The following is a 25153-nucleotide window of genomic DNA, read 5'->3' as shown; positions in this document are numbered from 1 at the left end:
CGAGCTCGTCCACGATCGCACCCCGCTCCGCGGCAACCTCGGCGATGATCGCCTTCAGGCGCGCGTCGACGCCATCCGTCAGAACCGGACGGCGGTACTTCGGGCACCAGACGACGTGGTACTTGCATTCATGGAAGATGCTGCTGTTCGAGCCCATATCAGATATATGGGGCCAGGCCATATAATTCGCAAGAGCGCCTATCCCACCCCATGCCTTAAGGCAAGGGGCTCCCGGCGCATGTGCTAAGTCCCGAAACCAGTCGAGGCCGCATGATCGATCGCCGTCTAGACCGTCATCTCGAGGATCTGCCGCGCGGCCTGACGGCCCCGGTGCGCGCCTGGATGCAGGCCCACTGGCCCCAGATCGTGGCCGCGCCCGGATCCAGCGGCAATCACCAGACATGGCCCGGCGGGTTCCTCGACCACACCCTGCAGCTGCTGGCTCTCGTGGACAGCCTGTTCCCGGCCCTGGCAACGATCCATCAGCCACCAGCTGACGTCACCCCCGGATCCGCGAAGGCGGTCCTGCTGTTCCACGACGTCGAGAAGCCCTTCAAATACACGACCGGGCTTCCCGCAGACTGGGACAAGCACGCCTACCTGTTCGAGACGCTGCGCCTGGACTGGGGCATCGCCTTCTCTGAGGCCGAGAAAAACGCCCTGATCTACGTTCACGGCGAAGGCGACGACTACCGCAAGGACGCCCGTGTGATGGGGCCGCTCGCCGCGATCTGCCACGGCTGCGACGTGCTCTCCGCCCGCCTCTGGCACGACCGCGGACGTCCCGGGGAGCGTAATACCCCCTTAATCGTGTTCGGATAATCAGGTACCGGAGAAGCCGGTGCGGCCGCCGGTCGCACGCCCCGATTCGACCGCGAGGACGGATGAGCCCTCAGACGATCGACCTCTACCGCATCGACCCGAGTGCCAGCCCGGCTGACCGGCCGCTCCTGAATTCGGCCCGCGCCCTGCTTCTGTCCCACCATCCGGACACCTATCGGGCGTTCCTGCTGATGAGTGCCAGCTATACCCCGGAGCAGCGTCTGCGCCTGTTGCGCGCGTTCGACGAGCTGATGCAGGGACCGCGCCCGGCCGCCCGGCTCATCGAGATCCTGCGGGAGCACCCGACAGAGCTCGACGCGCTGGAATCGCTACTCTGCAGAAGACACGCGGACTACCTCGTCGATCAGCACAGCTACGCCTGATCCCCCATGTCCGCGGTCGCGCCGATCTACCGACTGACACGCCCGCCACCGATCGCCACGAAGGCGCTTCACGAAGCCGCGGTCCGGGTCCTGATGCAGGAAGGCCCGGAGGCCCATATCGCGCTCGCCGTCGAGATCGAACGGCACGGCGCCGCCGAAGCCGCCCGCCAGCTGGCGGGCCTGTCGACCCTGTGCGCCGGCCCCGCGCCCGCCCTGACACTGGCGCAGCATTGCGCCTGGCCGCCACCCGACCTGCCGCCGCGCGCCCGGCGCTTCTGCCAGGCCCTCGCCGCCGATCTCGGCCGACACCTGTGCTGAACGCCCCTCGATGACGCGGCCCTGAGGGCCCGGGGTCACCCCGCCAGCTCACCTCGACGTTATTCTGCCAGCCAGCTCACGACGGTTTTGACCGACGTCGTGGGCTTTCTGGCGTTCAACGCTCCCATTTCCCAACACGACAACCGTATTCAACTCCATCTGCAGTGAGGCGGAAGATGAACACCCCGTTGCGCGGCACCCTCATCGCGGCCGCGGCACTCCTCACCCTGAGCGCCTGCGACCGGATCGACGAGCAGGTCCACAAGGCCGCCCAGGACAGCCGCGACGCGCTCACCGCGGTCGCCAAGCAGACCGACGCCACCGAAGTCGAGCTCGGGCAGTTCCTGAGCGCGCAGCGGGCCGGCCAGTGCATGACCAGCGGCCAGGCCAGCAGCTTCCGGCGCGATCTCGCCGAGGCCAAGTCCGCGATCTCCGAGGCGACCGTGATCGAGCTCGACCAACTGGTGCCAGTGCTCGACGACGACGACGGCGAGCAGCAGGCCAAGGCGCGCGATCTGATCGCGGCGCTGGAGACCAAGACCTCGGCCGCGCGCCGCGATCTCGCCGACCTGCAGGCCCGCATAGCCGCGGTCGAGGCGGTCCGCAAGGACCCCGACCAGTATCGCCGCATGATCATGCAGCGCAGCGACGTGCTGTGGGACCACGGCGTCGAAGCCGCCAAGCTGGCCGAGCAGGCCCGCGCCGCCTACCCCCGTCGGGTCGCCATGGCCGGCGGCAAGGACCCGTTCGCCGGGCGCGAGGAGATCGTCTTCCTGACCGCCGCCGCCGAGACCGCAGACCGCCTGGCAAGCGATGCCGACGCCAACATGCAGGCCGCCGCGGCCGGCGACATCTGGAACTGCGTCACGATCGCCGACGCGCACCGCACGATCGCGGACCTGCACGCGCAAGCGGGCGAGAAGCTGGCCACGGCCAGCAAGGACTTCGCCGCGCTGGACCGTCACGAGACCCGCATCCTGGTCGACCAGAAGGCGGTCTACACCGTGCGGATCGGCCGGTCGTCGTGGGACTACTCCGGCGGCGCCGACGTCAACCGTCTGTTCGACCCCGTCCCGGTCCCGGCGGACACCTACGAGTACGTGGTGAACCTGGAGGAGGACACGCGCCTCGCCTTCAAGGACCGCCACTGGGAAGACGTCCGGCCCGACATCCCCGAGGAGCACTGGCGCCACCTGCGCCCCGATGACCCCTTCGTCGAGTGGCCGCACGACGAGCATCACGACGAGGCGAGCTTCTGGGTCCAGGACTGGGATTGGAACCACTATCACAAGTACCGCATCGTCACCGGCGAGGGGAGCGAGGTCACCGACTGGATCTCCGTGGATGCCACCGGGTACGACTACTACAAGGACGCGCTCGGCATGGAGGTCGTCTCCAAGCCGGTCGGCAAGTTCTACGACGAGGCCTACACGGCCCCGGCGCCCCCGGGGATGAGCCTGGTCGGTGACAGCCGCTACGGCGAGTGGCGGACGCCGGACGGCGAGCCGGTCGCACCGGAGGAAGTCGAGCAGGCCGCCGAAGCGCACGCCGGGAGCGGCGCCAATCCGCTGCTCTGGTACTTCCTCGGTCGCTGGTCGGCGTTCAACGGTCCCTACGGGAGCGACTACCGCTACAGCTACACCGGCTTCCGGAACTACACCGCCAACTACCAGGGCCGCGAGGCCTATCATGGCCGGCCCAATGCCGATGGCCGGAAGCCGTTCGGCACCCGTGGCTACCTGACCACGGCAAGCCAGACCTACCGGTCCTCGACCTTCCACCAGACCGGTGCGTTCAAGGCACACGCCGTCCCGGCGAGCATCCGCGGCGCCGGCCCGGCCGGCCGCGGCGGTGGACCTGGCGGCGGCGGCAAGTAGCCCCGGAGAAGCCTCCTTCCTGCCGCACGGGCGGTGCTCAGCCGAGCTGGGCGCTGCCCGATCGCGTTCAGGGCGCCCGTGCCGTGTGCGCACCCGTCCCCGATACCCTCACCCGCTTTTCCGGAGACCGTCGCCATGACGCCCCTAGACAGCCTGGCCAACCTGGAGGAGATCGAGATCCGCGCGCGGCAGCCGCATCCCCGAGTGCACGATCCCGGCCGCGACGAGCGACGCCGAGCAGGCGGCTCTGATGGCGGATCTGTTCGAGGAGACCTCCCAGGCGTTCCCGGACCTGCTGCTGCTGACGATCTCCCGCGATGGAGTGTACCTGTGCGAGAACGGCTGCGATCCAGGCCCCTGGGTCGAGCAGACGGCCGCCGTTCTAGCCGGGCAACTCCGGACCCGGCGGTTGTCGACCGCGCCCGCCGACGCGCTCGCCCGGCACGTCTGGAACGACCTCACCAGCCTCTGCAATGTCGCCGACTTCAACGTCACGCAGTTCGACATGGATGGTCACCGCCATGCCATCGCCGTGGTGCAGATGGCCCTGACCCAGATCCCGGCGACGATGATCGAACGCATGACGCAGTGGTACGGGCTCGGCCAGCTCGGCCTGCACCCGGCCGGCGTCACCCGCTGGCAAAGCGAGAGCAAGACCGTCGCCGCCTTCTACAACGCGCACGAGATCGGTCAAGTCGTCTCCCTCGGAACCGGCCTGATCTCAATCGAAGGTGAGCGCAGCGGTCACGAACGCCTGCTGGACGAGATGCGCGCGGACCTGTTCGGGCTGCTGTTCATCGCCCGCGAGGGCGGCGACTGGGCAACCCTGCTCGACGACGTCGCGCGCTACCGGGACACGGCGGCCGTGCTGCAGGAAGACCTCAAGCACTGGACCCGGCCGGCGCTCGACGCCCTGCGCGCAGAACTGACGGACACGCCCGATCTGGCCGACGGCGCCGACGTCGTCACGATGATGCGGCACGCCGACCGGATTGCCCGGGCGCATCTGCCCGGTCTCGAGCCACTGCGCGGGCTGCATCGGGTTCTGCTCAGCCTCTACAACGCCGAGCCCTATCCCGAAGTCTACACTGAGACCGCGGCGCTCGTCTGCCGCCTCGCCCGGGGGTATTCGGCGGCCCGCCTCACCGGCCTGATGGCGTTCGACCCGGCCCGCCAAGACGTCCTTGACGCTGCGCGCCGACACTTTGAGACCCTGATACGCAAAGCCAGCCCGATCCGACAAGCCGCCTGATCTTTTTTCCCGGCCAGCGCCCGCGTGGCGCTGGCCGGTTTTTCGCGTTGCTTTACGGCAAGCGGCGATCTGGTCACCCTGGGTGAGACCAGCCCGCAGCTCGCTGACGGGGGCCAGCCCTGGGTCGCCGGGGCCTCGTAAACCTGCTTTTCGACGTTCGCCTGACCGTCTTCTGTCTCGCATCCGCACCCGCCACTTCCTCGATCACGAGGCGCGGGACGGATTGGAAGGGAAACCGGCCCCGCCCTTCCGCCAGGCGCCGACCCTGAACCGAGCGCCGTCCGATTCCCGCGATACGACATCGAGAGGAAGTGCGCCCATGCGCGCCATCAGCCCGGAGTCCGTCCGCCAGGCCGCCAAGGACCTGCGCGCCCGTCATCGCGACCTGACCAACCAGGACCTCAAGCACACGCAGGCCCTGGAGATGGTCGCCGTCACGCTCGGCTACGCGAACCGTCACGCCATGATGGCAGCCCTGAGCCCGGCAACGATCCCCGAGTCCCCCGTCTATGTGGGGCACGGCTCGGGCACCGCGATGGGTCACGAGATCCAGGCAGCGGTTGCCCGCGGCCTGCGCGACTGGCTCAAGCTGCCCCATGCCCCCAACATCGACCTCGATCTCAAGCCCGAGCGACTGATGATGGATTACGCAGTGCTCGCGCGTGGTCCCGAACCCGACCAGCTGTTCGTCGCCCTGATCCGTCACAACGACGCCCCGTTCGACTTCTTCGAAGACGGAGATGATGGCGACCTCATCTCCGGCCGCGACTTTGCATCAGAGGACGCCTACAAGGCGTTCCTGGACGAGCGTCTCGAGACCGGCCGACTCGCCCTGCCGGTGCAGCGCTACTCCCACGGCCTCGATCACTACTCGATCCAGGGTAGCCAGAGCTATCCGGACATGCGGTTCGACGTGGCCTCCTGCACGCATCTCTACCTGCCGCCCGACGAGATCGCCGATCAGCACAAGAACGGTGAGCTGAGCTACGACGAGCTCGTGGCCTACGCGAACCGCGTGCTCAATCGCTACAGCATGTACGTCAACGGCGACAACTGGATGATCACCCCACGGCTCTACCAGATCACGCCAGAAGCGCAGGTCACCTTTCTGGAAGAGGACGGCGCTGCGGACGTGGTCGGCGAGGACGAGGTGCCTAATGTGATCGCCGACATGCTCGGGCAATCGGAGCCGGCTGCCCCGCTCGCTCGAGGCTGAGAATGACAGACGGCGCCCGGCTGCGTGCCGGGCGCCGCTCTGCGATGCCATCTCCCTGCAGCACCCAGAAGCAGCCCCCCCCCGGAGCCCACAATGCCGCGCTACGCCTTCATCGACATCGAGGCCTCCAGCCTGTCGCGCGCGTCCTACCCGATCGAGATCGGCTTCGCGCTCGCCAGCGGCGGCGCCGCCGAGGCGCGGCTGATCCTGCCGCACCCGGACTGGACGGACTGGGACCCGGGCGCGCAGGAGATCCATGGCATCTCACGCGCCCAGCTGTTCGAGCACGGCCATCCAGGTCCCGACGTCGTGGCCTGGCTGCGCGAACACCTCGCCGACTGCCAGCTGGTCGTGGGCGCACCGGAAGACCGCTTCTGGTTCAGCCGGCTACTCAAGGCCGCCGACAGCGCGTGGCAGCCAAACCTCCATCTCGCCGAGGCGCTGCTGGAGGCGCAGGCGCTGAAACGCGGCCGGAACCTGAGCGATCTCCGCCAGGCCGTGCGCACCCATCACCCCCACCGCCATCGCGCGGCCGCGGACGCCGCCTACCTGCGGGACCTGTACCGAGCGGCCTGTCGGCGCTGATCGCGCCCGAGCCCGCTCGACCTTTCAGACATCATAACATGCGCAAGGAGACCTAGATGAGCGCCAAAGACCCGATCATCGACCCCGAAGCCCTCGCAGCCCGCGAGGCCGAGATCGAGCGCGCCACGGCGCGGATCGCAGACGGGGACTACGAGATCGTTCCCGATTCCGAACTCGACGACGCGTAACGGCGCGATCCCCTTTCGAACGGCTCAGCTAAAAGGCGCCCGGGACTTCCCGGGCGCCTTTACGCGTTTGCGCGCACCGCTTCCCAATAGCCGCCGTCAGGGACTTTCCAGTTATCGACCGCCCAAGCCACAGCAATACTGGAAAACGATCGGCGCGGCGCCGGCACGCTCACCACACCTCGCCCCGCTCCAGTGGGTCGAACGGATATTCATCCGGTGGCGTTCGAAACTGGATCGCCTCCGCCCGAAATACCGGCTCGCGCATGACCGCACCCCCGTCCGGCCCATAAACCATCCCGACGCTCGTCACACTTCCATAGATCGTGACGTCGCACCCCATCCCCGCAAAGCGGCCCCACACCGTGTCGGCGAACTGCCGGTCATCCCGGTCCAGGCTCTCAATGTCAGTGGTGAGGAGAGTTGCCGCTTTCGGGCGCCTTTCGGACCAGCCGTATGCTCTATCCGGCAGCGGCCCGGCGCCATCGCGGGCGCCGATGTTGGTGAGGAAGTGGCGCCGCGCCGGGTCGATTTTTTTGCCTTTGGACAGCAGCGACTTTCGACGTCGCTTCCCAGCACCTGTCGACCTCCCGTTTCGTGACACGACCGCCACGACAGCCGCGCGGCCGATTTGCAAGATGGGCTCGACACGCCAGACGGGTCATCCCATCGCCATGACGGCCGCAGGTAGGGCGTGAGCCATCTCCGCGCGCGCGGTCTCACCTCCTTGGAGGAGACCCCGCGCTCTCCCGCGGGATTCCAAGTTGAATGAGACGTTCGATCGGGCTCAACCGATCGACCAAGGACACGGACGACCATCCGCCACCCGCAGGAAGGGGCCAGCATGACCGACATCCACGCCAGCACGCGCAGCACCCCGGCGGCCGGCGGCCTGAACCCGATGACCGCCTCGCTGCTGCTCGGCCTCAGCATGTTCGCGACCGGATCGACCGGCTACGTCGCCGAGTGCCTTCTGGCAACCGTGTCGACCTACATCCTCGGTGCGGCGATCGATCAGTTCAGCCTGATCATGGCGGTCATGATGCTGATGATGGGCCTGGCCGCCTTCCTGCAGAAGTACGTCGGTGAGCGCGCTCTGATCGAGAAGTTCGTCGCCATCGAGGTGCTGCTGGCCCTCTTGATCGCCTTCGCCCCGATCGGGACCTACTGGGCGTTCGGCCACCTGCCCGAGCACTTCGGTCTTGTGCAGTTCGGCTTCATCCTGGCGATCGGGCTGCTGATCGGCCTGGAGATCCCGCTGATCGTGCGGATCAATGAGACCTACGCGCCCAACCTGAAGTCCAACATCGCCACCGTGATCGGCGCCGACTATATCGGCGCCTTCCTGGGCGCGCTGGTCTGGATCAACCTGCGCACCGCCGCACCCCTGACCGAGCTGTCGTACTACCTGGGCGCGGTGAACCTGCTGGTCGCCGGCCTTACCTTCGCCTACTTCGCCAGGCTGATGAGTCGCCCCCGCGCGATCGCCTCCGCGCTCGCCCTGGTCGTCACCGTGGGCGCGCTGTTCTGGGGCCTACAGGCGACCGCAAGCTGGACGCTGTCGATCGAGCAGAAGCTCTATGACGACCCGATCACGCTGCGCGAGACGACCAAGTTCCAGCACATCGTCGTGACCGAGCGCGAGATTCCCGGCCACGGCAAAGACGTCCGGATCTTCCTGAACGGGAACCTACAGCTGTCCTCGCTGGACGAGCGGATCTATCACGAGAACCTCGTCCATCCCGCCATGGCAGTCGCGGCTTCGCGCGCCAACGTGCTGATCCTGGGTGGCGGCGACGGCATGGCGCTGCGCGAGGTCCTGGCGTACGACGACGTTCGCACGGTCACGCTGGTCGACCTCGACCCGCGCATGATCGAGCTGGCGCGCAGCCACCCGACCCTCTCCCGGCTTAACGAAGGTGCCTTCGACGACGCCCGCGTCCAGACCGCCCTGCCGACCGGGATGACACCGATCGGCTTTAGGGACATGAAGCTCGCGCGCAACGCCGACCCGGACAACGCGCCCACCGTCCGGGTGTATCACGTCGATGCCGAGCGTTTCCTCCGGGCCGTGCCAGGGCGCTACGACGTCATCATCGCCGACTTGCCCGACCCCAACTCGATCGAGCTCGCCAAGCTCTACAGCCGCGAGTTTTACCGCGCGGTCGCCCGGCAGCTCGCTCCCGGCGGCGCGATGGTCGTACAGAGCACCTCGCCCTACCACGCCCCGGCAGCCTTCCACACGATTGGCGCCACCATCGAGGCCGGCGGCTGGTCGACCCTGGCCTACCACGACAATGTCCCCTCGTTCGGCGACTGGGGCTACCACCTTGCCTGGCGGGGCAGCCGCAACGCCGAGATGATCAAGAGGCAGGCCCGGCAGATTCCGGATGACCTGAGCTACCTCACGTCCGAGAAGGTCGCCGCCAACTTCGTGTTCGGCCGCGGTTCGACGGTCGACGGCCAGGTCTCGACCCTGATGCGCCCAATCGTTCACGAGCTCTACCAGCGCTACGGCTGGCGGGTCGAGTAACCCCTGATCGAAGGAACTCCCGAATGTCCCTGCCCAAACGCGTTCGCTGGGGCCGGTCGCAGGACGGCTTCGTCGCCTCCAAGTGCGGCCGTTTCAAGATCAGCCCCTACTTCGCGGGCTGCACCCGCCCGGTCGACTTCTCGGTTCATGACATCGACGCCGGCCGCGTCGCGCGGCGCGAGACGCAGCGCGACTGCAAGGAGTGGGCTGAGATGCAGCTCGACTACGAGGCCCACGTCGCCCGCAAGCAGGGCGAGTAAGTCGGCCGTCCGTCCCCAGCCGACCGACCCCACTTTCGTTCCAGATGGCAATCCGCCGCGACGGGCCTGCGCCGCCACGCGCCGGGCCTGTTCCGCGCCGACCCAACAGGAAGCACATGGCCGCGATCAAGCTGACCCGCGAGGTCAAGAACCGCCTGCGCGCGAACCTCAAGGACGCCCAGGCCGCCGAGGCGATGGAGATGGCCGAGCACGGCACGGCTCTGCTGCACGAGACCGCGGTGCGCCTCCTCGCCGAGCGGTGGGGTGCGCCCGAGGTCCAGACCGACATGCTGGTGCTGGCGCGCCACCAGGTGGCCTCCGCGGTCAGGGGCGTGAACCTGAAGGTCGCCGGCTCCAAGCACTCGCCCATGGGCGCGGAGATCGAGACCGACATCCTGGTCCCGGACAAGCTCCACCTCGGAACCTACCCGTGGTTCACCGTGCCGGAGAACGATCCGGCCCACGGCGAGTTGCTGCGCGTGCAGAACTACGCCCACAGCCACCGAAGCGATCAAGAGGCCGAGCGGGCGGCCCTCGAGGACGCCTTTCGGAAGACCAGCTCGCTCGCGCGCCTGCAGGAGATCTTTCCGCGTAGCCGGGATCTTCTGACCGACGACCTCAAAGCCGTCTGAACCCGCCCGCTTTCGACGGAGACCCCGTGATGGCCGCTCCCAAGCTCGACAAGTTCATGAAAAACCGCCTGCGTGACCAGCTCCGCCAGGTTCATCGCACCGAACGCGAAGCCGCCTGGCGCGACCTCGAGGATCAGCTGCGCCCACACATCGAGAAGCGCCTGCACGATCTCTGGGGCGCACCGGAAACCCAGGCCGAGATGGCGATCCTGCAGAAGTACGCCACCGCCGCCCCGCTCAGCCGGGCGCACGTCCGCGCCAAGGACCCCGAAACGGGCCTGTTCACCCTCGAGTTCAGCTTCGCCGTGGACAACGGCTTGCTGGCGCCGGAGGTCAGCCTCGACCGGGCGATCGAGCGGCTGTTCATCCGCGACGACGCGCCGGATCACGCCGCCTTCCTCGACGCCGCGCGGCAGCGGAGCGAGCTATCGCGCAGCCAGGATGACGAAAGCCAGGAGCTCGAGGCGGCCTTCCGTCAGACCACCTCGGTGCGCAAGTTGCAGGACATCTTCCCGCGGGCGCGCCAGCTCCTCGAAGCCATCCGTCCCGAAACCGTCATCCCAGCCTGACCCCCGCACCACGGCGCATTCGAGAGATCACCCCGATGCACGACAAGACCACCTGGCGCGAGATGCTGACCGCGGCGCTCGACCAACACGACGAGAGCTGGAGCGACGTCGAGGACATCAGGACCCCGCACGCCGGCGCCCTGGATCAGCCTTTCCCGCGCGACCACGGCGGACCCCACGGTCCGGGCCCGATCACTCTCTGGACCTCTCGCACCGTCTACCAGTCCCACGAGACCGAAGGCCTGGACCATCTAGTCGCCCTCCCGCGCAATCCGGCCGCCCCGCTCGACTTCGCCGAGATCACGAGCACCTACGCCCAGAGGCTGATCGCACGGATCCGGCTCAAGCCGACCACGCACGACGCGCTGGACCTGCGTGATACGCTCTCGCCGCTGCTGCGGCGCCTGCAGTCCGAACGCATGCTGCGCCAGGACCTGACCCAGCAGTACGCCGCGGCGTTGCGGCTGCTGTCCAACCTGATCGAGACTGCCAGCCGGCACGCGGTCGACCAGAACCTCGAGACGGTGTGCCGGGAGGCGTGCGGCGACCTGCACCGCGAAGCTGTCCACCTCACCGACACCCTAAGCGACCTGATGCAGCAGCAGGCCATCGGGATCTCTTCCCCGGCCGAGGACGCGAAGAAGCTGTCCAAGCCGCAGATCAAGCTGCTGCGCCTTGCCGAGACCCGCCTCGTCGACGCGAACGCGGACGCCTCGCTCAAGACGGCCATCTCGCTCGTCGAACGCGGACTGCTGCGCGAACGCCCGGCCGCCCGGCCGATGTTCGAGATCACCAGCTACGGCCGCCAGGTCGGGATCGTCCTGATCGGTCTCAACCCGGACCGCAAGGCCGGCTAGCACCCGCTGACCGCACCTTGACGAGGGCCCACCGGCCAGACCCAGGCGGTGCGGCCCGTTCGCTGTGTCAAAGCGACTGAGACAGCAGCGCCTCAAGCGTCTCGGGCTCAATGACGCCAGTACCAGTCACAAGCCCGTACAGCGTCGGCAATACGAAGTAGCCCAGCGCGATTGCAAAGACAAAGGCGAACAACCCCGCGCGGGCATACTTCCGATATATCCGGCGCATCCGCTGCTTATCGTCCATCGTCGATTAGACCCTCCTGCGCGACAGCTAGATCTACGTGTTCAGCGTGCCTGACGGATCGCTTGATCGACCTGCGTGCGTCCCAGCGGCGGGCAGCGTTTCGCTTCGGCCACATCCATCAGCCCGGCGCTCGCCCGCTTCCCCTTCATGATGATCTCGACACGCTCCTCGGTGATGTTGTCGCACCGGCTGTAGTCGCGCATCTCACGCACGCCCGTCTCGTAGACCCGCCTGAATGCCGCGATGTCCGTGTCCGGCACGGCACCATCGAACGGCGCGGTCATGCGGGCGATCAGGTCCCGGGCGAACGAGGGGACCTCCTGGCACGCCTCCAGGCTCGCGCCCAGGAGCGCGCCACGGTGATAGAAGTCCCGCACCTGAGCCAGACGACGCTCCGCGGTCTCGGCGCACGACATCCCGGGATCGCCGTCATCAGCCCCCCCCCCCACCGGCGCCGCCACGGCCGTCGCGAGCACGATCGCCGGCAGTATCCACAGAGCTCCGCGTTTCACGACCCTCCCCTCGCGCCTGATGGCACCGCCAGCCGGATACTCAACGTCGGTCGTCTTCTCAAGGACCGTCGGTATTCAGCGAGCCCATATCCCTATTGGGTGACGCACGCGCGGGGGCTTTACCGTTCCGCAAGCCCCGCCCGTGTACACGTCACCCATGTAGTTCAGGAGAGAGAGAGAGTTGAGCGCGATCGCCAAGGCTCTGACGGCCGGCAACGGCCTCGACCACTTCATTCAGCGTGACGGCCAGGTGTTCGCCGGAACGCACCTCCTGATCGACATCTGGGAAGCGTCAGGGATCGACGACATCGAGCATGTGCGCCGCACCCTGGTGGACGCCGCGGCCGCAGCCGGCGCCACTCTGCTCAACATCGACCTGCACTACTTCACCGAGAACGCCGGCGTCAGCGGTGTGGCGGTGCTCGCGGAGAGCCACATCTCGATCCACACCTGGCCGGAGATCGGCTACGCCAGCCTCGATGTCTTCACTTGCGGTCACAGCACGCCGCGCGACGCCGTATCCGTCCTCGAGTGCGCCTTCGCCGTCGGCACGGTCACGGTGAGCGAGTTCCGCCGCGGCGTCCTGCCGTCCAAGCCGGGCGAGCCGCCCAAGCCGCCGCACGCCGCGGACGACCGCGACGACCTGAACCTCGACATCACCGGGACCCAGCACGACGGACAGGCGATGCCGCGCGAGGTCGAGCTCAACGGCGGCCCCGAAGGCCAGGGCACCTGGTACCGGCGGGTCGAAGACTGACATCGCCTTTTTGCTGACCCCGGGATACCCGCAATGCACACACAAATCAGCGACGCTCACACCGCCCCCCAGCCGAGCGACTTCTCCGCCGCCCTGCGGAACCTCAAGAACGGCCAGTGCCTCGCGCGGCGGGGCTGGCACGGCAAAGGCATGTTCGTCTTCCTGATGGACGCGCAGAACATCTGTCCCGAGGCAGCCCGACTTCCGGGCCGGCCGGTGGACGCGGAGATCTACCGCGGTGCCCCGCACCTGATGCTGCACGCGCCCGGCGGTGATCTCGTCCCCTGGATCCCGTCACAGACCGATCTGCTCGCCGAGGACTGGACTCCGGTCGACCCGGGCCAGGCCGACGGACGATGACCCGTCACATCCCCGAGCTGGTCCCAGCCGACTGCCCGCTCGCGCTGGGCGACCGGATCCGTCAGACCCTCGGGTCCCGGCACGCCGATGGCACCGTCATGCGGCTCGTCGGCCACGTCCTGATCGTCTTCGACGACGGTCGCCGGCAATGGTTCGAGTACGCCGACCTCGGGACCACCGGCTACCATAGCCTGCATGCGCTCCCGACCGCCCGGAACCCGATCGCGCTGAAGGAGGCCTCCTGATGAGCAAGCCCGCGTGCGTTCATAGCCCCGCGCCCTTCCGGCTCGACTATCAGGATTCGGCAGGGCGCCCATTCATCCGCGATGCCCAGGAACACCCCATAGCCCGGGTCATGCCGGCCACAGTCTGGCACACCCAGAACGGCATGCCGATGGCCTCGGATTGCCGCCAGCAGGCCAACGCGGCCCTGCTGCTGGCCTCGCCGCAGCTGCTGAAAGCGGCCATGCAGGCGATCGCCGCCTTCGACACCGATGACGTGGTGGTGATGGAAGCCGCACGCGCGTCCCTGGTCGAGGCGGTCGAAACCGCCACCCGGCTGCCCGAGCCCGGGACCACCGGCGACGTCGCCGACAACACAAGCCGCGCTGCCTGATATCCGACGCAACAGATATCCCGTGCCCGATATGTGGTTCGATAGATAGTTCGATCCTCCGCGGGCGCGGGACTGGCCTGCCGATGGGGCGCCGGCCAGACCCGCTGGCGCAACGGACCTACGCTTAACGCAGGAGAAGAAAGCCCATGAACCGCGATGACATCCAGCAGGTGACCTGCGCCTCCTGCAAGACCGCTTTCACCGACGGGATCATGGGTCGCGACCAGGCCGATGGGTGCGCCGCCGATATCCACGACACCGGGGTCAGCGGCAACTACGGCAGCCGCCACGACTGCGATCACTACCACTGGGTCGCACGCCCGGACTGGGCGGTCGACGGGGTCGTCTGCGACGACTGCGTCGACAAGCTGATCCAAGAGGGCGCCATCGCCGAGGGCTTCCGCTATCCCTGGCAGATGCCGGGCTACGTTGAGCCGCCCGAGGAGGAGGAGGACGACGACTCCCCGCTGGTCTGCCCCTCCTGCGAGACCGCCTACCACAGCGTGATCTCGCACAAGCACCGCCAGGCGAACGGCTGTGCCTGCGAGGTGGAGGATCGCGGCGTCTCCGGCCACTACGGGTCTCGGGAGCTGGACGGCGAACTCCTGGTCTGGCGCGAGCGACCGGACTGGGTGAAGGACGGCGTGATCTGCGACACCTGCGTTCGCAAGCTCCGCAACGACGGCGCGCTCGGCACACGGATCGTCGGCGACGCCTTCGGCGTGCCCGCCCTCACCGATGCCGATACCTTCGACACGCTTTCCCAACTGCTCGACGAGCAGGCAGGGACCGACTCCGGCTCGGTGCACTGAGCCATGTTCCTGACCAACCCACGACTGACCTGGATCGCCGCATACGATGAGGCCCCTTTGCTCGGCCTCGCCGAGACGCTCGGGGCCAACTGTTCGTCTTCGACCTCGAGAGCGACGGGCCCTACGGCGAGCAGTACCGCCTCTATCGTCCGACCGGCGCCTCGGCGCTGCTTTGGCGGTGGAAGCGTTGGCTGTACGAGGCATGTGTCAGCCAGGACTGGAGCCGCCGGGACGGGACACCGGTCCCTCCATCGCCCGCAAGGCGCAGGACCGCGCCGCAGCAGCGGATCGAGCGGCTCTACTGGCGTCTGCCGAACCTGGGCCGGGCACCGAAGGGCCTGACGCTCGATGGGCGCTACCGCCTGACCCGGCTCAGCGACTGGAACATCGGGTTCGTGCCGGCCTGCCAGCACGCCTGCTAGCAGGCCCTCGCCTCCCAATTCCCCGAACGGCACGAGGCCACTTGCCGTGCGCATCACCTGTGGCACGACGACAGTCGATCTCAGCCTGACCGTCGATGACGGCTGGCTCACACTCTACCATTACCGATGGGGGCCTGATTAGGGCTCTCTCGCGAGCAAGCGTCTCCTGCCCTCGAAGCTGCGCCGTGACCCCCGTGGCGAAACTTCGGCGCGCCTGCGACCGGATCTGACACCGCTGGTCATGCGCGCCGCAACCGATGTCGAGCGAGAACCTGGAGCCGGCGGGAACCCTCCATCGCAAGCACCGCTGTGTGCGCTGCGGCCTCCGCTCCGACCATCCCTTTAGGCCGTCCTAGGTCGGGTGTCGCGCGCCGCCGGGTACCTCCGCCCGCCCGGCCTTTTCTCTCCCAGCTTCCCACGCACGCAGGGGCTCACATGCACAGCTTCGATCTCCGGATCCTGGGCCTGGACGAGGCGCGCCGCGCCGAGGCCGGCGCGGTGCTGTCCCTGGTGGATCGCGCCGAGGAGGTCGATTTCCGGGCGGGCCTCCATGAGATCGTCGCAGTCGCCGACATCTGCTCTCCGGCACCCGACGAAAACGAGACGGCAAAGCTGGACGAAATGGGTCTCGCGGCCCCCACCTCACACCATGCCCAGCAGGTGATCGCCTTCGCCGACAGGCAATCCGAGCTGCTCCAGCAGGGCAGCGTCAGCGTGGTCATTCACTGCTTCGTCGGCGTCAGCCGCTCGCCCGCCGCCGCGATCGGTGTCCTGTGCCGGCTTGGCTAGAGCCCGGACGAGGCCTGCGCCCGCGTCCGCGAGGTCACGCGCGACACCGCGCATCCGAACGACCTGCTGGTTCTGCATCTCGACCGGGCGCTCGGCCTGAAGGGCAAGCTGCTGACGACCGTGCTGCGCAGCTTCTAGGAACGACCGGAGCCTCCTGGCTGCCGAAACGCTGCGCTTGATCCGCGGTGTCGGGATCCGCGCACGCGGACCCATCGCGTGCGCATCGATGCGCCGTGCGTGGCGTGAGATGGGGTCTTTGGGAGAGTGTTAGGCGCCGCTTTCGCCCAATCCCGGGGTCGGATGTTGGCCCCGGGAAGGGGCTCGATTCATAGCTTTGGCTATCTGCCCGGCTCTTATGCGGGCTTCGTTTCACGCAGGAAGAAGGGAATCCAAGAATGTTCCTCCCTGCCGATCTCTCCCCTGGAGAGTTCCACGACCTCGTTGCCGATCTCCGGGATGAGGACCTGGCGGCCTGCATCGTTGAGCTGCTCGACAAAGCCGGCTGGCGCTACACCGGCGGCGCACCCCGGCGTCAAGATGCAACCGCCCACTTCCAGCTGATTACCGTCCCGCATCTACTCGATCGGCTGGCAGGGCGCCCAGGCGCCATTCGCATGACCGCGATCGACGTGAGCGTCGATAGCGGCAGCCTGGACGCACGCCTGGCGCCATCTTCGGCACCCAAGCAAGGGCGGCGCCCACTGCCGGACTGGATGCTCAAGGCGTCCTGCCAACTGCGACGGATGGATGACCGGAACCTGGCGCTCAGCGTCCTGCGCGCGATTCCCGGGTGCGCCAGCAACTGGTCTCTCTCGGCCGAGTACCTGCTGCTGAAACACGCCCTGCCGCTGGCTTGCCAGCGCCTGCAGGCGCATCCCTTTCGCCACGGCCAGAACCGCATGCGCCTGGTAAAGCCAGAAGCTGTTCAGAACGACAACCCGGCGCCGGCATCTGCGCCGGCCCTCAAAGTTATTGATGGGGGCCTCAGCTGAGCGCCCGGGCCTTCGCCCGAGGCGCCAGCCGACCCCCGCCGACACCACTTCCCATGCAGCCGGCCCGCCTTCGCGCGGGACCGCAACCATTCTTCAAGGTCGAGCGCGATGTATCAGCTGACGACGTTCCCGTCCGGCCCGGCCCGGGAAGCAAGCGACCTGATTGACCTGGCGCTGGCTCAGACAGCCCCCCTCGATCTGCGAGGGAGCTGCCTGACCCCGACGATGCGTTACGGGGCGGAGCGGACCACGCTCTACAGCGCCTACGCCCGCGGTCGGGATCACGCCAGCTTCGCCGACGGCACGCCGCTCTACGTCGGCCACGACCGAACGCTCGCCGAAGCGCTTTGCCGCCTGCACGCGCACTACCAGAGCGCCGACACACCCCTGACCCGCCTCGATGAGCCGCGCCTGACCCGCACCCTGCGCCCGGTCGGCATCGAGGCGCGCTGCCGGCTGCGCGGTTACCGCCTGCGCTTCACCGCGCGCCCGAGCCTGTTCGCGCTCTTCGCGCCCTGCGGCTCAGAGATCCTGCACACGGACCTGATCCAGACCGCCGAGCTGATCGCGACCGCCCACAGCGAGGGGCGGCGCCTGGAAGCCCGCGGCCTGCCGGCCGAATGCCCCGACGCCGCCCACCTGCGCGGCGCCTTCCCTAATCCGCTCCGGACTCTTCCTGCATGACCCAGTTCCGCACCAGCGTCGTCAAGGTAGAGCATGCGCTCGCCTACATCACCCAGCAAGGCTGCAAGGCGACCTCCCTCACGGCCCCGGCTGTCATGAACCTTCTGTTCGAGGCCGAGTGCCGACACCTCGCCACCTACGGTCGGCCGATCACCGGCGATCACTACATCGCGGAACCCTTCGGCGTCCGGGGGCGCACCGCGAGCGGCCTGATCAACCACGAGCCGGTCGTGATGTCGTGGCTGCAGTCGAGCGGGCGTTTCGCCTCGCCGAACCGCCCCGCAGATGACGCGGCCAACCGCGCCTTCGAGAAGCCGAACCCGATCGGTCACGTCGGCCGCGGCGGCCGGCTGATCGTCTATCCGCCGCTGCAGGATTACGACGGCGAGGAAGTTGGTATCCACGGCGCCTCCCTGCCCCGTCGCCCCGACCGGGTGGCGCGGACCTACTGGGCCCTCTCGCAAAGCGACCGGGACACCATCGACTTCATCTGCGGACTGTTCGGCGGCTTCGACGCAGACGCCTGGCACAACCGGTTCGCGCGTTGGCCCTTCTGGCTCGCGCATCAGGGCGAGCTGATCCCGCTCGAGGCGATGCTCCCCGGCGACGCCGATAAAAGCGCCGACATTCGCGAACGGGCGTCGCGGACGGTTATCTGACCACCAGTACCGCCAGCCGCGCCCCGACGCGAACGAACCAACACCGAAATTTGGAGACCACCCATGGATGGCTTTTTTGTCGTCAGCCTGATCGCGCTCGTCGGCGCACGCCCTGATCCCGATCGGCATCATGCAGCGCGCGAAGGCTCGCAAGGCTGAGCAGGAGGGCCGACTGAGGCAGCATGCGATCGATAGCCTTTACGGTACGGCCAAGGGCATGACGATCACCGGCATCTGCCTGCTCGTGCTCTCCACCGCGGTGCTTTCGAGCCGGATGGTCGTCATCGTCCCGTCCGGAAAGGTTGGCGTGCCGACCGCCTTCGGCATCTATGCCGACACATACCTGCCGGAGGGCGAGACCAGCATGATCGCGCCCTGGAAGTCCGTCACCTACGAGAACGTCCAGCTGCGCTCGATCGACTGGGATACCGGCACCAAAAGCGAACTCTGGGGCATCACAAGCGACGAGATCAAGCTGACGCTCGACGTGACGGTGCCGTTCCAGATCGAGCCAACCGCCGTGCCGCTGATGCTGCAGCGCCTGGGCGCCAACTGGGAAAGCAAGCTGCAGAACTGGATGCGCTCGGGTATCTACGACACGATCGGCAAGTTCGAGTGGCAGTCGAGCTCGAACAAGGACCGTCAGGCAATCGCGATCGCCGCCTCCAAGAAGATCGACGCCAAGTTAACCACCAACCTGAGCCATTTCGGCCTCGGCGACCTGGAGCAGGCGATCCGCGTCGGCGAGGTCTTGATCCGGGCGATCTACCTGCCGGAGCAGATCGAGGCCGCGAACGAGAACTTCGCGGCCGCGCAGAAGCTGCAAGACACCGAGCGCCAGCTCACCCTGGCCGCCGACGAGCGAGCCAAGCGCCGCGAGAAGGAAGGCACCGGCTACGCCAACCTGATCGGCTCGCTGCCCAAGGACGTCGACGCGCCGATGATCGCCGACCTGCTGCGGGCGATGGCCGACAAGCAGCGCGCCGCGGCGTTCATGCACATCGCCAAGAACCCGCCCAAGGACGGCAACGTCATCCTGATGATGGGCGAGGGCAGCGGCGCCACGCCGATGATCGACCCGACCCGCATGCGCTCGCGGAGCGCGCCGCAGGTGGCCGGCAACTGATCCAAGCTCCCTGCGCCCTCCCGCACCAGGAACCGGGCGCAGGGGGTTTTCTTCCGGTGCACCTCGGCCCGTCAATCGCTGCAACCCACCCGACGCCCGCACGGCCCTGGCCTTCGCGGGCCCGGCCGGTTCAGACTGTGTCCGCATCACCCGAGGTTCCAGGCCATGACGCATGTAGATCCCCGCCTGAAGCGATACCCCGTGCTCGGCGACCCTGCCACCCGGCACTTCCTGTCCGACGACGACATGGCGTTCCTCGAGGGCTGCGCACACTTCGCGCTGCTCCGGCGGCTCAACGACGCGCCCGAGTTCGAGATGAACCTGACCCTCGACTGCGAAGAGATCGCCGAGGCGGACTCGCTCGAGGCCGCGCGTGCGCTGATCCAGCAGACCCCCGGGGTGACGCACGTCCGCGCCGGCGACCGCCTGGTGCTGGCAGCCGCGCTGTGCCCCGACCATGAACGCCCCGGCGGGATCCCGACGCGCAAGCGCGACCTCGCGACCGAGGCGTGGCTCGCATCCTCCGCTCATGCCCTGGTGCCCGAGTTCGCCACCCTACTCTCGGCCGCCGCGGCGGACCCGACGCTCGCCAGCCAGCGCCTGCAGAACCCCGGTCAGGACGTCGCGGCGCGCTACCGCGCCTATCGCGATCTGCAGCTGGCCGCCGCGACCCCGTCGAGCCGTGCCCACAAGAGCGCCCGCGCGATGCTCCACTACTACCACACGCGTCGCCGCCCGGTGGTCTACCGGGCTCTCAGGGCGGCCGAAGTGATCACGCGATTAACGCGCTATCCGGCCATGATCGCCGGCGCCCTCGCGGTCGTGTTCTTCTTTGCGCTGGCCGGCGCCGGCAGCATGCCGGAGGAGACCGCCAGCGGCCTCACGGCGATCTATCTGCTCGCCTGCCTGGGACTGGGCACCACCTGGGGCCTCGCCGAGGTCGCCCGGCGCTACCTGGATCGCCTGCATTGCCGGCCGAGAAGCCCTCATGTCCTCGAGGCGCGCAACCCAGGCCCCGGTAAACCCGAGACGCACCTCGCGCGCGGCCTGACCTGACCCGCGACAAGGACACCCGACGATGCCCGAACTCAAATCCGACATCTGCCACTCCTGCGGCGGCGCGGGCTGGATCCCGGCTCACCGCCTCGCGGCGGGCGTGCGCGAATGCCCCTGCCAGATCCCGCCGGCCCCCCGGCGCGAGATCCTGACCGGCATCGCGATCGCGCTGGCGATACCCCCGCTGCCGTTCGCGCTCGCCTATCTGGTACACCTGCTGGGCTGAGCCCCGCGCGCGAGCGCGCCCGCCGTCGACACCCATGCGCCCGCACGCGTCGGGCGCACAGACAAGGAAGGGTCCGCCATGGGCACCTGGACGAAGAACAGCCGCGGGCAGCGCGAAAGCTACTTCCCCGACATCGGCGAGATCGTCTCCTACCCGCGCAGCGGCGGCGGGGTCGGGATCGCTACCCGCTGCAACGGCGTCCTGTACGACCTCGTCACCCTCAACGGATCCGACTCCCCGACCGGGGTGTGGGACCTGCAGCCGGCCACCCAGGCGGAAAAGGACCGGCTGCGCGCGGCCCTCGACCTGTCGCGCGTCCCGCTCGACCGCACCTTCCAGAACACCCTGCCGTGCGGGGCGATCGGCCACCGTGAGTTCCTGCGCGCCGCCAAGGCGCGGCTGCGGAGAAAGATCTTCGGCGCAGCCGCCTGAAAGCCGACGCGCCGGAAGCCGTTGATCTCGACACCCCGCCCCGGAAACCCGGGGCGGGGTGTTGTCGTGTCATGACGCCACGCCAGCGCGCGCCCTGGGACGGCCGGGGCGGCCAGCCCGCGCGCCGGGCGGCGCCGATCCCCCGATCGGTGATCCCATATCCATCGCGAGGGCGGTCCAGGTACCGCCGATTCAAGGACGGAGCCCTGCCCATGCAGCCCCTGATGATCCTGCAACGCGTGTCCCAGGACCCGGTCGACCTTGACCTGCTGGCCGCCGCCCTCGACATCGACCTGATTCCCGAGCCGATGCCGGACAACCTGTGTCTGGTGCTGCAGCCGATCCGGTTCCCGCGTTTCGACGAGCTCCGCTGGACGCTGAAGATCAACGCCGACCACCCGGAAACTCGCCGGCGCTTCTCGATCGCCCACGCCATCGGCCACCTCGCGCACCACCCCAAACTGATCGGCGAGGGGCTGTGCGACGATCTCGAGTACCGCTGCCCCACCGACGGCCCGCGCGCGAACGCGGCGATCGACCGGCATCACGAGACGGAAGCGAACCGCATCGCGGTCGGGATCCTGATGCCTTGCAAAGCGGTGCAGCACCGCCACGCCCAGTTCGCCGACCTCGATCAGCTGGCCGGACACTTCCGGGTCTCGCCGGCAGCGATGCGCATCCGGCTGGAGGCCCTGAGCCTGCCCGTGCCGCCGATGCACAGCCTGCTCGCCGGCGCCCGCTGACCCCTCATTCCGCACACGCCGAGGTTCCAGAATGTCGACCTCTCCCGCTCTCGCCGAGGCTCAGGCCCGCGGCCTGATCAAGGACGTCACCGACTTAAGCGGCCTGGAAGCCGCCATGCAGTCAAGCATCTCGGCCTATGCCGGGTTCGACCCAACAGCAGGCTCCCTTCACATCGGCCACCTGGCACCGATCATGCTGCTCCGGCTGCTGGCCCGCCACGGCCACCGGCCGATCGCGATCGCCGGCGGCGTCACCGCCCAGATCGGGGACCCGAGCGGCCGCACCGAAGCACGTGCCCTGCTGTCGCCATCGGAGATCGACCGGAACCTCGCGCGGATCACCGAGCAGCTCGAAGCCCTGCTCGGCCAGCACACTCCGGTCCTCGACAACAGCCGATGGCTCGGACAGGCCCTGATGCCGGCCTTTCTGCGCGAGATCGCCCCGCACTTCTCGGTCAGCCGCATGCTGAGCGCGGAGAGCGTGTCGGAGCGCCTGGACAGCTGCAAAGGGATCTCCGCCCTCGAGTTCTTCTACCCCCTGCTGCAGGCGGCCGACTTCCTGACGCTGTTCCGCCGGGAGGGCTGCGTGCTGCAGATCGGCGGGTCCGACCAGTGGTCGAACATCCTGGGCGGCATCGAGCTGATCCGGCGGGTCGAGGGCGCGAAGGCATTCGGCCTCACCCAGCCCCTGGTCACGACCGCGAACGGCGCGAAGATGGGCAAGACGGCCAGCGGTGCCGTCTGGCTCGACGCCGGGATGACTGACGACCAGGCGTTCTTTCAGTTCTGGCGGAACACCGACGACGCCGACGTGGGTCGATTCCTCCGCCTGTTCACCGAGATCCCGCTCGCGAAGATCGCCGAGCTGGAGACGGTCACCGGCTCCGGCCTCAACGCGGTCAAGGAGCGCCTGGCCCGCGAGGTAACCCGCCTCGTGCGGGGCCCGGCGGCCGCCGAGAAGGCGCTCACATCCGCACGCGCCCTGTTCTCGGGCGAAGGGGCGGCGTCCGCCGACCTCCAAGCGATCGAGGTTGGCTCTGCCGAACTCGCTGCCGGCCTCTCGCTCGCGGCCGTCCTGCATCGCGCGGGCCTCGCCGACAGCCGCGGTGCCGCTCGGCGCCTGATCCAGAACGGCGGCGTCCGGATCGACGGCAAGAAGGTGGACGACCCGGGCGCTGAACTCCTACCGGCCATCGATGGGCAGACCGTGAGCGTTGGTAAGAAGCGCCATGCGCGCCTGTTGATCCGATCTTAAGCATCGCGTTCTACGGTATTCGGGTCTTTCTGTTCGATTCACAGCAGCGGAGCGCACATGACCCCCGTCACCTGGTCTGCCTACTTCGAGAGATGGCGCTCCGCGTTCGAGGCCACGGGCCTTGCGGCCGATACGCTGGTTCGGGACATAAGAGTCCTACGCCGCCCGCAGGACCCGGAATAAGACGCTAGGCGATGGGCCGCTTCGGACGTCGAGCCCGAGATCGGATTCTGGCCCAGGGGCGATATTCATCGAGACCGCTCGCATTATCGGTTGCAGAGGTTCTACTACGATCATCCCGGATCCAGAGGTCCTTTGCCAAGCCATAAGGAGTTGCCTGGCGCCCAGACGACCGCCTGGAACCTTTGGTATGCTCGAGGAGACGCAGAGAAGATTTGTGCGGCCTTGCTAGCGGCGTACCTCCACAACCCCCTGGCCGATCAGGATATCGAGGGTCTTGACCGGAAGATGGCGTGCGAAATCATCCGGACGCTGCGCCGGCTCCCACCCGAACACGCGCGCCCACCCTTCCGCTGTCATCATGCGGTCCGCACCACCCTCCCGTTCGCAGCCGAGGTCGCGATTGCTGATGCCGCGGCGCTCGCGGGCAGGCCCGGTCAATACGCTTCCGCCGTGATGGCGTTCGCGCACCTCATTATCGACGATCAGATGGACATTCTGTCTGACCGCCAGCCGGTTTACTTCGTGTTCGACGGCACGGGTGATCCTGCCCTGATCGCCAAAATCGAGGCCGAAATCGCCGAGCAAAAAAAAGCCGCGGTCGCGCGGCGCCGCGCCGAGGCCGCCCGACAGGCCGAAGAAGCCAGAGAGTGACGGATCCGCCGCTTTCAGGCCGACCCCTAACCGCCCTGACATCTGAGCTTGCTTGGTCGGACTGCCTTCAGGCGCAGCCGAAGAGGACACGCGCATGTTCGAAATGACCTGGAACGCCTACTTCGAGCGCTGGCAGTCCGCGTTCGTCGCTGCCGGGCTGGATCCTGCCAGTCCGGTCATCGATCGCCACCTGCTGCGCCACCCCTTCGATCTGGAGCGTGACCGGATCGAATGGGAGCTGGTCCAGAACGCCCGGATTCCGGAGATCGCGCTCTGGCCGCAGGATAGGGTCAAATTTCTCTCCGACCACGTCACCCTCCAGCGCTTCTTCTACGAGTACCCGGGCGCGCGCGGGCTCGTCCCGAGCGAAACCGAACGCCCGGGCGTCCGCATTACGCTCGCCAATCTCTGGCACGCCCACGGCGACCCCCAGAAAGTGTGCGCGGCCCTGCTCGCCGCCGGTCTGGCCGATGACCGCGAAAACATGCGCCGGGCGATGACCGACAGCTTCGCGTGTCCGGCACAGGCGCTCCGGGCCTGGCTGCCTGACACGGGCCTCTACCCGCCGCTCGGATATGACGCACGCATTCGATATGCGCTGCCTTGCGAGTACGACGTCGAGGAGCAACTCTCCGACACTCTCATCCCGATCCGCGTTCGACTCCGCCGCGTGCGCGCATACGTCGATCAGGTCATCGAACGACAGGTCCGGATATTTCGGGCACTGCAGCCGGTTCGCCTGGTGTTCGACGGCACTCGGGATGACGAGATCTGTGACCTCATCGAGCGCAGAAGGTCCGAGGCCGCGGCGGCCGAAGCCGAGCGGGAACGTCGTCGGGAGCACGCACAGCAGCGCGCGGCCGCCGAACACGCCGCGCTGCTCGAGGCCCACCCGCGCGCGGATGACTGGCCCCACCTCAGCCGCGACGAGCTGGTAGAACTCGTCTGGAGTCAGCCCGTCGTCGAGATCGCCCGCGATTTCGGCGTCTCCGATGTCGCTATCGGGAAGCGGTGCAAGGCCCTTGAAATACCGAAACCGCCGCGCGGTTACTGGGCCAAAGTTAAGGCCGGCAAACTACCGCATCCCTGTGGTATTCCGCAGTTATCCATTTCGTGACCACGCCTTCCTCGAGGTGCTTGCC

34 protein-coding genes are annotated in these 25153 nt (G+C 67.9%); 29 read left to right on the top strand and 5 right to left on the bottom strand.

The window, feature by feature from the left end:
* Positions 1 to 157, bottom strand: a 157-nt coding sequence (locus CKO28_RS28220) for a transposase (protein ID WP_200339133.1), incomplete at its 3' end; no start/stop codon positions are given.
* 113 nt (positions 158 to 270) lie between these two features.
* Between CKO28_RS28220 and CKO28_RS28215 the strand changes: the two genes are divergently transcribed.
* The 8 genes from CKO28_RS28215 (at position 271) to CKO28_RS28820 (ending at position 6641) form a co-directional block, all read left to right on the top strand.
* Positions 271 to 822, top strand: a complete 552-nt coding sequence (locus tag CKO28_RS28215) for a hypothetical protein (RefSeq protein WP_200339132.1) — start codon at positions 271 to 273, stop codon at positions 820 to 822.
* Between the two features lie 62 nt (positions 823 to 884).
* Entirely contained in the window at positions 885 to 1205 is a 321-nt protein-coding gene (locus tag CKO28_RS03390) for a hypothetical protein (RefSeq protein ID WP_200339131.1), read from the top strand.
* 6 nt (positions 1206 to 1211) lie between these two features.
* On the top strand, positions 1212 to 1523 hold the full coding sequence (locus CKO28_RS03385) for a hypothetical protein (protein WP_200339130.1): 312 nt from the start codon (positions 1212 to 1214) through the stop codon (positions 1521 to 1523).
* A gap of 176 nt (positions 1524 to 1699) precedes the next feature.
* Complete coding sequence (locus tag CKO28_RS03380) at positions 1700 to 3400, top strand: hypothetical protein (protein ID WP_200339129.1); 1701 nt, start codon at positions 1700 to 1702, stop codon at positions 3398 to 3400.
* Positions 3401 to 3650: 250 nt separating this feature from the next.
* Positions 3651 to 4652, top strand: a complete 1002-nt coding sequence (locus tag CKO28_RS03375) for a hypothetical protein (RefSeq protein ID WP_200339128.1) — start codon at positions 3651 to 3653, stop codon at positions 4650 to 4652.
* A gap of 319 nt (positions 4653 to 4971) precedes the next feature.
* The gene (locus CKO28_RS03370) at positions 4972 to 5868 is read left to right on the top strand and encodes a glyoxalase superfamily protein (protein WP_200339127.1); all 897 of its coding nucleotides are present in this window, start codon (positions 4972 to 4974) and stop codon (positions 5866 to 5868) included.
* A 93-nt stretch (positions 5869 to 5961) separates the two neighbouring features.
* A complete protein-coding gene (locus CKO28_RS03365; RefSeq protein ID WP_200339126.1) occupies positions 5962 to 6453 on the top strand; it encodes a 3'-5' exonuclease in 492 nt (163 codons plus the stop codon).
* A gap of 56 nt (positions 6454 to 6509) precedes the next feature.
* A complete protein-coding gene (locus CKO28_RS28820; RefSeq protein WP_274610900.1) occupies positions 6510 to 6641 on the top strand; it encodes a hypothetical protein in 132 nt (43 codons plus the stop codon).
* A 169-nt stretch (positions 6642 to 6810) separates the two neighbouring features.
* Here the strand turns inward: CKO28_RS28820 and CKO28_RS03360 are convergent, their stop codons facing one another.
* The gene (locus CKO28_RS03360) at positions 6811 to 7275 is read right to left on the bottom strand and encodes a hypothetical protein (protein ID WP_200339125.1); all 465 of its coding nucleotides are present in this window, start codon (positions 7273 to 7275) and stop codon (positions 6811 to 6813) included.
* A 207-nt stretch (positions 7276 to 7482) separates the two neighbouring features.
* Between CKO28_RS03360 and CKO28_RS03355 the strand changes: the two genes are divergently transcribed.
* From CKO28_RS03355 to CKO28_RS03335, 5 genes are all read left to right on the top strand, one after another.
* Complete coding sequence (locus CKO28_RS03355; protein ID WP_200339124.1) at positions 7483 to 9171, top strand: polyamine aminopropyltransferase; 1689 nt, start codon at positions 7483 to 7485, stop codon at positions 9169 to 9171.
* A 23-nt stretch (positions 9172 to 9194) separates the two neighbouring features.
* Positions 9195 to 9431 (top strand): hypothetical protein, encoded by a 237-nt coding sequence (locus CKO28_RS03350; protein ID WP_200339123.1) that lies wholly within the window; start codon positions 9195 to 9197, stop codon positions 9429 to 9431.
* A 116-nt stretch (positions 9432 to 9547) separates the two neighbouring features.
* On the top strand, positions 9548 to 10063 hold the full coding sequence (locus tag CKO28_RS03345; RefSeq protein ID WP_200339122.1) for a hypothetical protein: 516 nt from the start codon (positions 9548 to 9550) through the stop codon (positions 10061 to 10063).
* A 29-nt stretch (positions 10064 to 10092) separates the two neighbouring features.
* The gene (locus CKO28_RS03340; RefSeq protein WP_200339121.1) at positions 10093 to 10632 is read left to right on the top strand and encodes a hypothetical protein; all 540 of its coding nucleotides are present in this window, start codon (positions 10093 to 10095) and stop codon (positions 10630 to 10632) included.
* Between the two features lie 35 nt (positions 10633 to 10667).
* The gene (locus CKO28_RS03335) at positions 10668 to 11489 is read left to right on the top strand and encodes a hypothetical protein (RefSeq protein WP_200339120.1); all 822 of its coding nucleotides are present in this window, start codon (positions 10668 to 10670) and stop codon (positions 11487 to 11489) included.
* A 67-nt stretch (positions 11490 to 11556) separates the two neighbouring features.
* Here the strand turns inward: CKO28_RS03335 and CKO28_RS03330 are convergent, their stop codons facing one another.
* Both CKO28_RS03330 and CKO28_RS03325 read right to left on the bottom strand, forming a co-directional pair.
* Positions 11557 to 11736, bottom strand: a complete 180-nt coding sequence (locus CKO28_RS03330) for a hypothetical protein (protein ID WP_200339119.1) — start codon at positions 11734 to 11736, stop codon at positions 11557 to 11559.
* Positions 11737 to 11777: 41 nt separating this feature from the next.
* Entirely contained in the window at positions 11778 to 12212 is a 435-nt protein-coding gene (locus CKO28_RS03325) for a hypothetical protein (RefSeq protein ID WP_200339118.1), read from the bottom strand.
* A 217-nt stretch (positions 12213 to 12429) separates the two neighbouring features.
* On the opposite strand from CKO28_RS03325, the gene speD reads away from it, so the two are divergent.
* The 15 genes from speD to tyrS all read left to right on the top strand — a co-directional run bounded on the left by speD (position 12430) and on the right by tyrS (position 23177).
* On the top strand, positions 12430 to 13005 hold the full coding sequence (speD, locus tag CKO28_RS03320; RefSeq protein WP_200339117.1) for an adenosylmethionine decarboxylase: 576 nt from the start codon (positions 12430 to 12432) through the stop codon (positions 13003 to 13005).
* A 33-nt stretch (positions 13006 to 13038) separates the two neighbouring features.
* Entirely contained in the window at positions 13039 to 13365 is a 327-nt protein-coding gene (locus CKO28_RS03315; protein WP_200339116.1) for a DUF2829 domain-containing protein, read from the top strand.
* Positions 13362 to 13610, top strand: a complete 249-nt coding sequence (locus CKO28_RS03310; protein ID WP_200339115.1) for a hypothetical protein — start codon at positions 13362 to 13364, stop codon at positions 13608 to 13610. The genes CKO28_RS03315 and CKO28_RS03310 overlap by 4 nt, the downstream gene beginning before the upstream one ends.
* The gene (locus tag CKO28_RS03305) at positions 13610 to 13981 is read left to right on the top strand and encodes a hypothetical protein (protein WP_200339114.1); all 372 of its coding nucleotides are present in this window, start codon (positions 13610 to 13612) and stop codon (positions 13979 to 13981) included. The genes CKO28_RS03310 and CKO28_RS03305 overlap by 1 nt, the downstream gene beginning before the upstream one ends.
* Before the next feature lie 146 nt (positions 13982 to 14127).
* The gene (locus CKO28_RS03300) at positions 14128 to 14793 is read left to right on the top strand and encodes a hypothetical protein (protein ID WP_200339113.1); all 666 of its coding nucleotides are present in this window, start codon (positions 14128 to 14130) and stop codon (positions 14791 to 14793) included.
* A gap of 857 nt (positions 14794 to 15650) precedes the next feature.
* The gene (locus tag CKO28_RS03295) at positions 15651 to 16004 is read left to right on the top strand and encodes a hypothetical protein (RefSeq protein ID WP_200339112.1); all 354 of its coding nucleotides are present in this window, start codon (positions 15651 to 15653) and stop codon (positions 16002 to 16004) included.
* Between the two features lie 395 nt (positions 16005 to 16399).
* Complete coding sequence (locus CKO28_RS03290) at positions 16400 to 16996, top strand: hypothetical protein (protein ID WP_200339111.1); 597 nt, start codon at positions 16400 to 16402, stop codon at positions 16994 to 16996.
* 108 nt (positions 16997 to 17104) lie between these two features.
* Complete coding sequence (locus CKO28_RS03285; RefSeq protein WP_200339110.1) at positions 17105 to 17680, top strand: hypothetical protein; 576 nt, start codon at positions 17105 to 17107, stop codon at positions 17678 to 17680.
* Complete coding sequence (locus tag CKO28_RS03280; protein WP_200339109.1) at positions 17677 to 18339, top strand: Panacea domain-containing protein; 663 nt, start codon at positions 17677 to 17679, stop codon at positions 18337 to 18339. Before CKO28_RS03285 ends, CKO28_RS03280 begins: the two co-directional genes overlap by 4 nt.
* 130 nt (positions 18340 to 18469) lie before the next feature.
* Positions 18470 to 19465 carry an SPFH domain-containing protein gene (locus CKO28_RS03275; RefSeq protein WP_200339108.1) on the top strand — a complete coding sequence of 332 codons (996 nt, stop codon included), beginning with the start codon at positions 18470 to 18472 and terminating at the stop codon, positions 19463 to 19465.
* Between the two features lie 165 nt (positions 19466 to 19630).
* Complete coding sequence (locus CKO28_RS03270) at positions 19631 to 20521, top strand: hypothetical protein (RefSeq protein WP_200339107.1); 891 nt, start codon at positions 19631 to 19633, stop codon at positions 20519 to 20521.
* A gap of 22 nt (positions 20522 to 20543) precedes the next feature.
* Entirely contained in the window at positions 20544 to 20747 is a 204-nt protein-coding gene (locus CKO28_RS03265; protein ID WP_200339106.1) for a hypothetical protein, read from the top strand.
* A 78-nt stretch (positions 20748 to 20825) separates the two neighbouring features.
* Positions 20826 to 21179 (top strand): hypothetical protein, encoded by a 354-nt coding sequence (locus CKO28_RS03260; RefSeq protein WP_200339105.1) that lies wholly within the window; start codon positions 20826 to 20828, stop codon positions 21177 to 21179.
* 212 nt (positions 21180 to 21391) lie between these two features.
* Positions 21392 to 21922 (top strand): ImmA/IrrE family metallo-endopeptidase, encoded by a 531-nt coding sequence (locus CKO28_RS03255; protein ID WP_200339104.1) that lies wholly within the window; start codon positions 21392 to 21394, stop codon positions 21920 to 21922.
* A gap of 31 nt (positions 21923 to 21953) precedes the next feature.
* Positions 21954 to 23177 carry a tyrosine--tRNA ligase gene (tyrS, locus tag CKO28_RS03250; RefSeq protein ID WP_200339103.1) on the top strand — a complete coding sequence of 408 codons (1224 nt, stop codon included), beginning with the start codon at positions 21954 to 21956 and terminating at the stop codon, positions 23175 to 23177.
* A 408-nt stretch (positions 23178 to 23585) separates the two neighbouring features.
* On the opposite strand, the gene CKO28_RS03245 is transcribed toward tyrS, so the two are convergent.
* Positions 23586 to 24107: a hypothetical protein gene (locus tag CKO28_RS03245; RefSeq protein WP_200339102.1), complete on the bottom strand. Its 522-nt coding sequence runs from the start codon at positions 24105 to 24107 to the stop codon at positions 23586 to 23588.
* Here CKO28_RS03245 and CKO28_RS03240 point away from each other — a divergent pair.
* Positions 24106 to 25128 carry a hypothetical protein gene (locus CKO28_RS03240; protein WP_200339101.1) on the top strand — a complete coding sequence of 341 codons (1023 nt, stop codon included), beginning with the start codon at positions 24106 to 24108 and terminating at the stop codon, positions 25126 to 25128. The genes CKO28_RS03245 and CKO28_RS03240 overlap by 2 nt on opposite strands.
* The last annotated feature ends 25 nt before the right edge of the window (positions 25129 to 25153 follow it).

Source organism: Rhodovibrio sodomensis (genome assembly GCF_016583645.1).
Classification (GTDB): domain Bacteria; phylum Pseudomonadota; class Alphaproteobacteria; order Kiloniellales; family Rhodovibrionaceae; genus Rhodovibrio; species Rhodovibrio sodomensis.
Note: the sequence above shows the minus strand (reverse complement) of the source record. Positions and strands in the feature narration are given on the sequence as shown.

Excerpts from the sequence above, each read along its gene's own strand:
- CKO28_RS03370 (WP_200339127.1), top strand. The coding sequence starts at position 4,972 with ATGCGCGCCATCAGCCCGGAGTCCGTCCGCCAGGCCGCCAAGGACCTG.
- CKO28_RS03290 (WP_200339111.1), top strand. The coding sequence starts at position 16,400 with ATGTTCCTCCCTGCCGATCTCTCCCCTGGAGAGTTCCACGACCTCGTT.
- CKO28_RS03305 (WP_200339114.1), top strand. The coding sequence starts at position 13,610 with ATGAGCAAGCCCGCGTGCGTTCATAGCCCCGCGCCCTTCCGGCTCGAC.
- CKO28_RS03255 (WP_200339104.1), top strand. The coding sequence starts at position 21,392 with ATGCAGCCCCTGATGATCCTGCAACGCGTGTCCCAGGACCCGGTCGAC.
- CKO28_RS03365 (WP_200339126.1), top strand. The coding sequence starts at position 5,962 with ATGCCGCGCTACGCCTTCATCGACATCGAGGCCTCCAGCCTGTCGCGC.
- CKO28_RS28215 (WP_200339132.1), top strand. The coding sequence starts at position 271 with ATGATCGATCGCCGTCTAGACCGTCATCTCGAGGATCTGCCGCGCGGC.
- CKO28_RS03355 (WP_200339124.1), top strand. The coding sequence starts at position 7,483 with ATGACCGACATCCACGCCAGCACGCGCAGCACCCCGGCGGCCGGCGGC.
- CKO28_RS03350 (WP_200339123.1), top strand. The coding sequence starts at position 9,195 with ATGTCCCTGCCCAAACGCGTTCGCTGGGGCCGGTCGCAGGACGGCTTC.
- CKO28_RS03240 (WP_200339101.1), top strand. The coding sequence starts at position 24,106 with ATGTTCGAAATGACCTGGAACGCCTACTTCGAGCGCTGGCAGTCCGCG.
- CKO28_RS03315 (WP_200339116.1), top strand. The coding sequence starts at position 13,039 with ATGCACACACAAATCAGCGACGCTCACACCGCCCCCCAGCCGAGCGAC.
- CKO28_RS03280 (WP_200339109.1), top strand. The coding sequence starts at position 17,677 with ATGACCCAGTTCCGCACCAGCGTCGTCAAGGTAGAGCATGCGCTCGCC.
- tyrS (WP_200339103.1), top strand. The coding sequence starts at position 21,954 with ATGTCGACCTCTCCCGCTCTCGCCGAGGCTCAGGCCCGCGGCCTGATC.
- CKO28_RS03385 (WP_200339130.1), top strand. The coding sequence starts at position 1,212 with ATGTCCGCGGTCGCGCCGATCTACCGACTGACACGCCCGCCACCGATC.
- CKO28_RS03270 (WP_200339107.1), top strand. The coding sequence starts at position 19,631 with ATGACGCATGTAGATCCCCGCCTGAAGCGATACCCCGTGCTCGGCGAC.
- CKO28_RS03345 (WP_200339122.1), top strand. The coding sequence starts at position 9,548 with ATGGCCGCGATCAAGCTGACCCGCGAGGTCAAGAACCGCCTGCGCGCG.
- CKO28_RS28820 (WP_274610900.1), top strand. The coding sequence starts at position 6,510 with ATGAGCGCCAAAGACCCGATCATCGACCCCGAAGCCCTCGCAGCCCGC.
- CKO28_RS03260 (WP_200339105.1), top strand. The coding sequence starts at position 20,826 with ATGGGCACCTGGACGAAGAACAGCCGCGGGCAGCGCGAAAGCTACTTC.
- CKO28_RS03380 (WP_200339129.1), top strand. The coding sequence starts at position 1,700 with ATGAACACCCCGTTGCGCGGCACCCTCATCGCGGCCGCGGCACTCCTC.
- CKO28_RS03375 (WP_200339128.1), top strand. The coding sequence starts at position 3,651 with ATGGCGGATCTGTTCGAGGAGACCTCCCAGGCGTTCCCGGACCTGCTG.
- CKO28_RS03390 (WP_200339131.1), top strand. The coding sequence starts at position 885 with ATGAGCCCTCAGACGATCGACCTCTACCGCATCGACCCGAGTGCCAGC.
- CKO28_RS03310 (WP_200339115.1), top strand. The coding sequence starts at position 13,362 with ATGACCCGTCACATCCCCGAGCTGGTCCCAGCCGACTGCCCGCTCGCG.
- CKO28_RS03285 (WP_200339110.1), top strand. The coding sequence starts at position 17,105 with ATGTATCAGCTGACGACGTTCCCGTCCGGCCCGGCCCGGGAAGCAAGC.
- CKO28_RS03275 (WP_200339108.1), top strand. The coding sequence starts at position 18,470 with ATGCAGCGCGCGAAGGCTCGCAAGGCTGAGCAGGAGGGCCGACTGAGG.
- CKO28_RS03265 (WP_200339106.1), top strand. The coding sequence starts at position 20,544 with ATGCCCGAACTCAAATCCGACATCTGCCACTCCTGCGGCGGCGCGGGC.
- CKO28_RS03300 (WP_200339113.1), top strand. The coding sequence starts at position 14,128 with ATGAACCGCGATGACATCCAGCAGGTGACCTGCGCCTCCTGCAAGACC.
- CKO28_RS03295 (WP_200339112.1), top strand. The coding sequence starts at position 15,651 with ATGCACAGCTTCGATCTCCGGATCCTGGGCCTGGACGAGGCGCGCCGC.
- CKO28_RS03335 (WP_200339120.1), top strand. The coding sequence starts at position 10,668 with ATGCACGACAAGACCACCTGGCGCGAGATGCTGACCGCGGCGCTCGAC.
- CKO28_RS03340 (WP_200339121.1), top strand. The coding sequence starts at position 10,093 with ATGGCCGCTCCCAAGCTCGACAAGTTCATGAAAAACCGCCTGCGTGAC.
- CKO28_RS03245 (WP_200339102.1), bottom strand. The coding sequence starts at position 24,107 with ATGCGCGTGTCCTCTTCGGCTGCGCCTGAAGGCAGTCCGACCAAGCAA.
- CKO28_RS03330 (WP_200339119.1), bottom strand. The coding sequence starts at position 11,736 with ATGGACGATAAGCAGCGGATGCGCCGGATATATCGGAAGTATGCCCGC.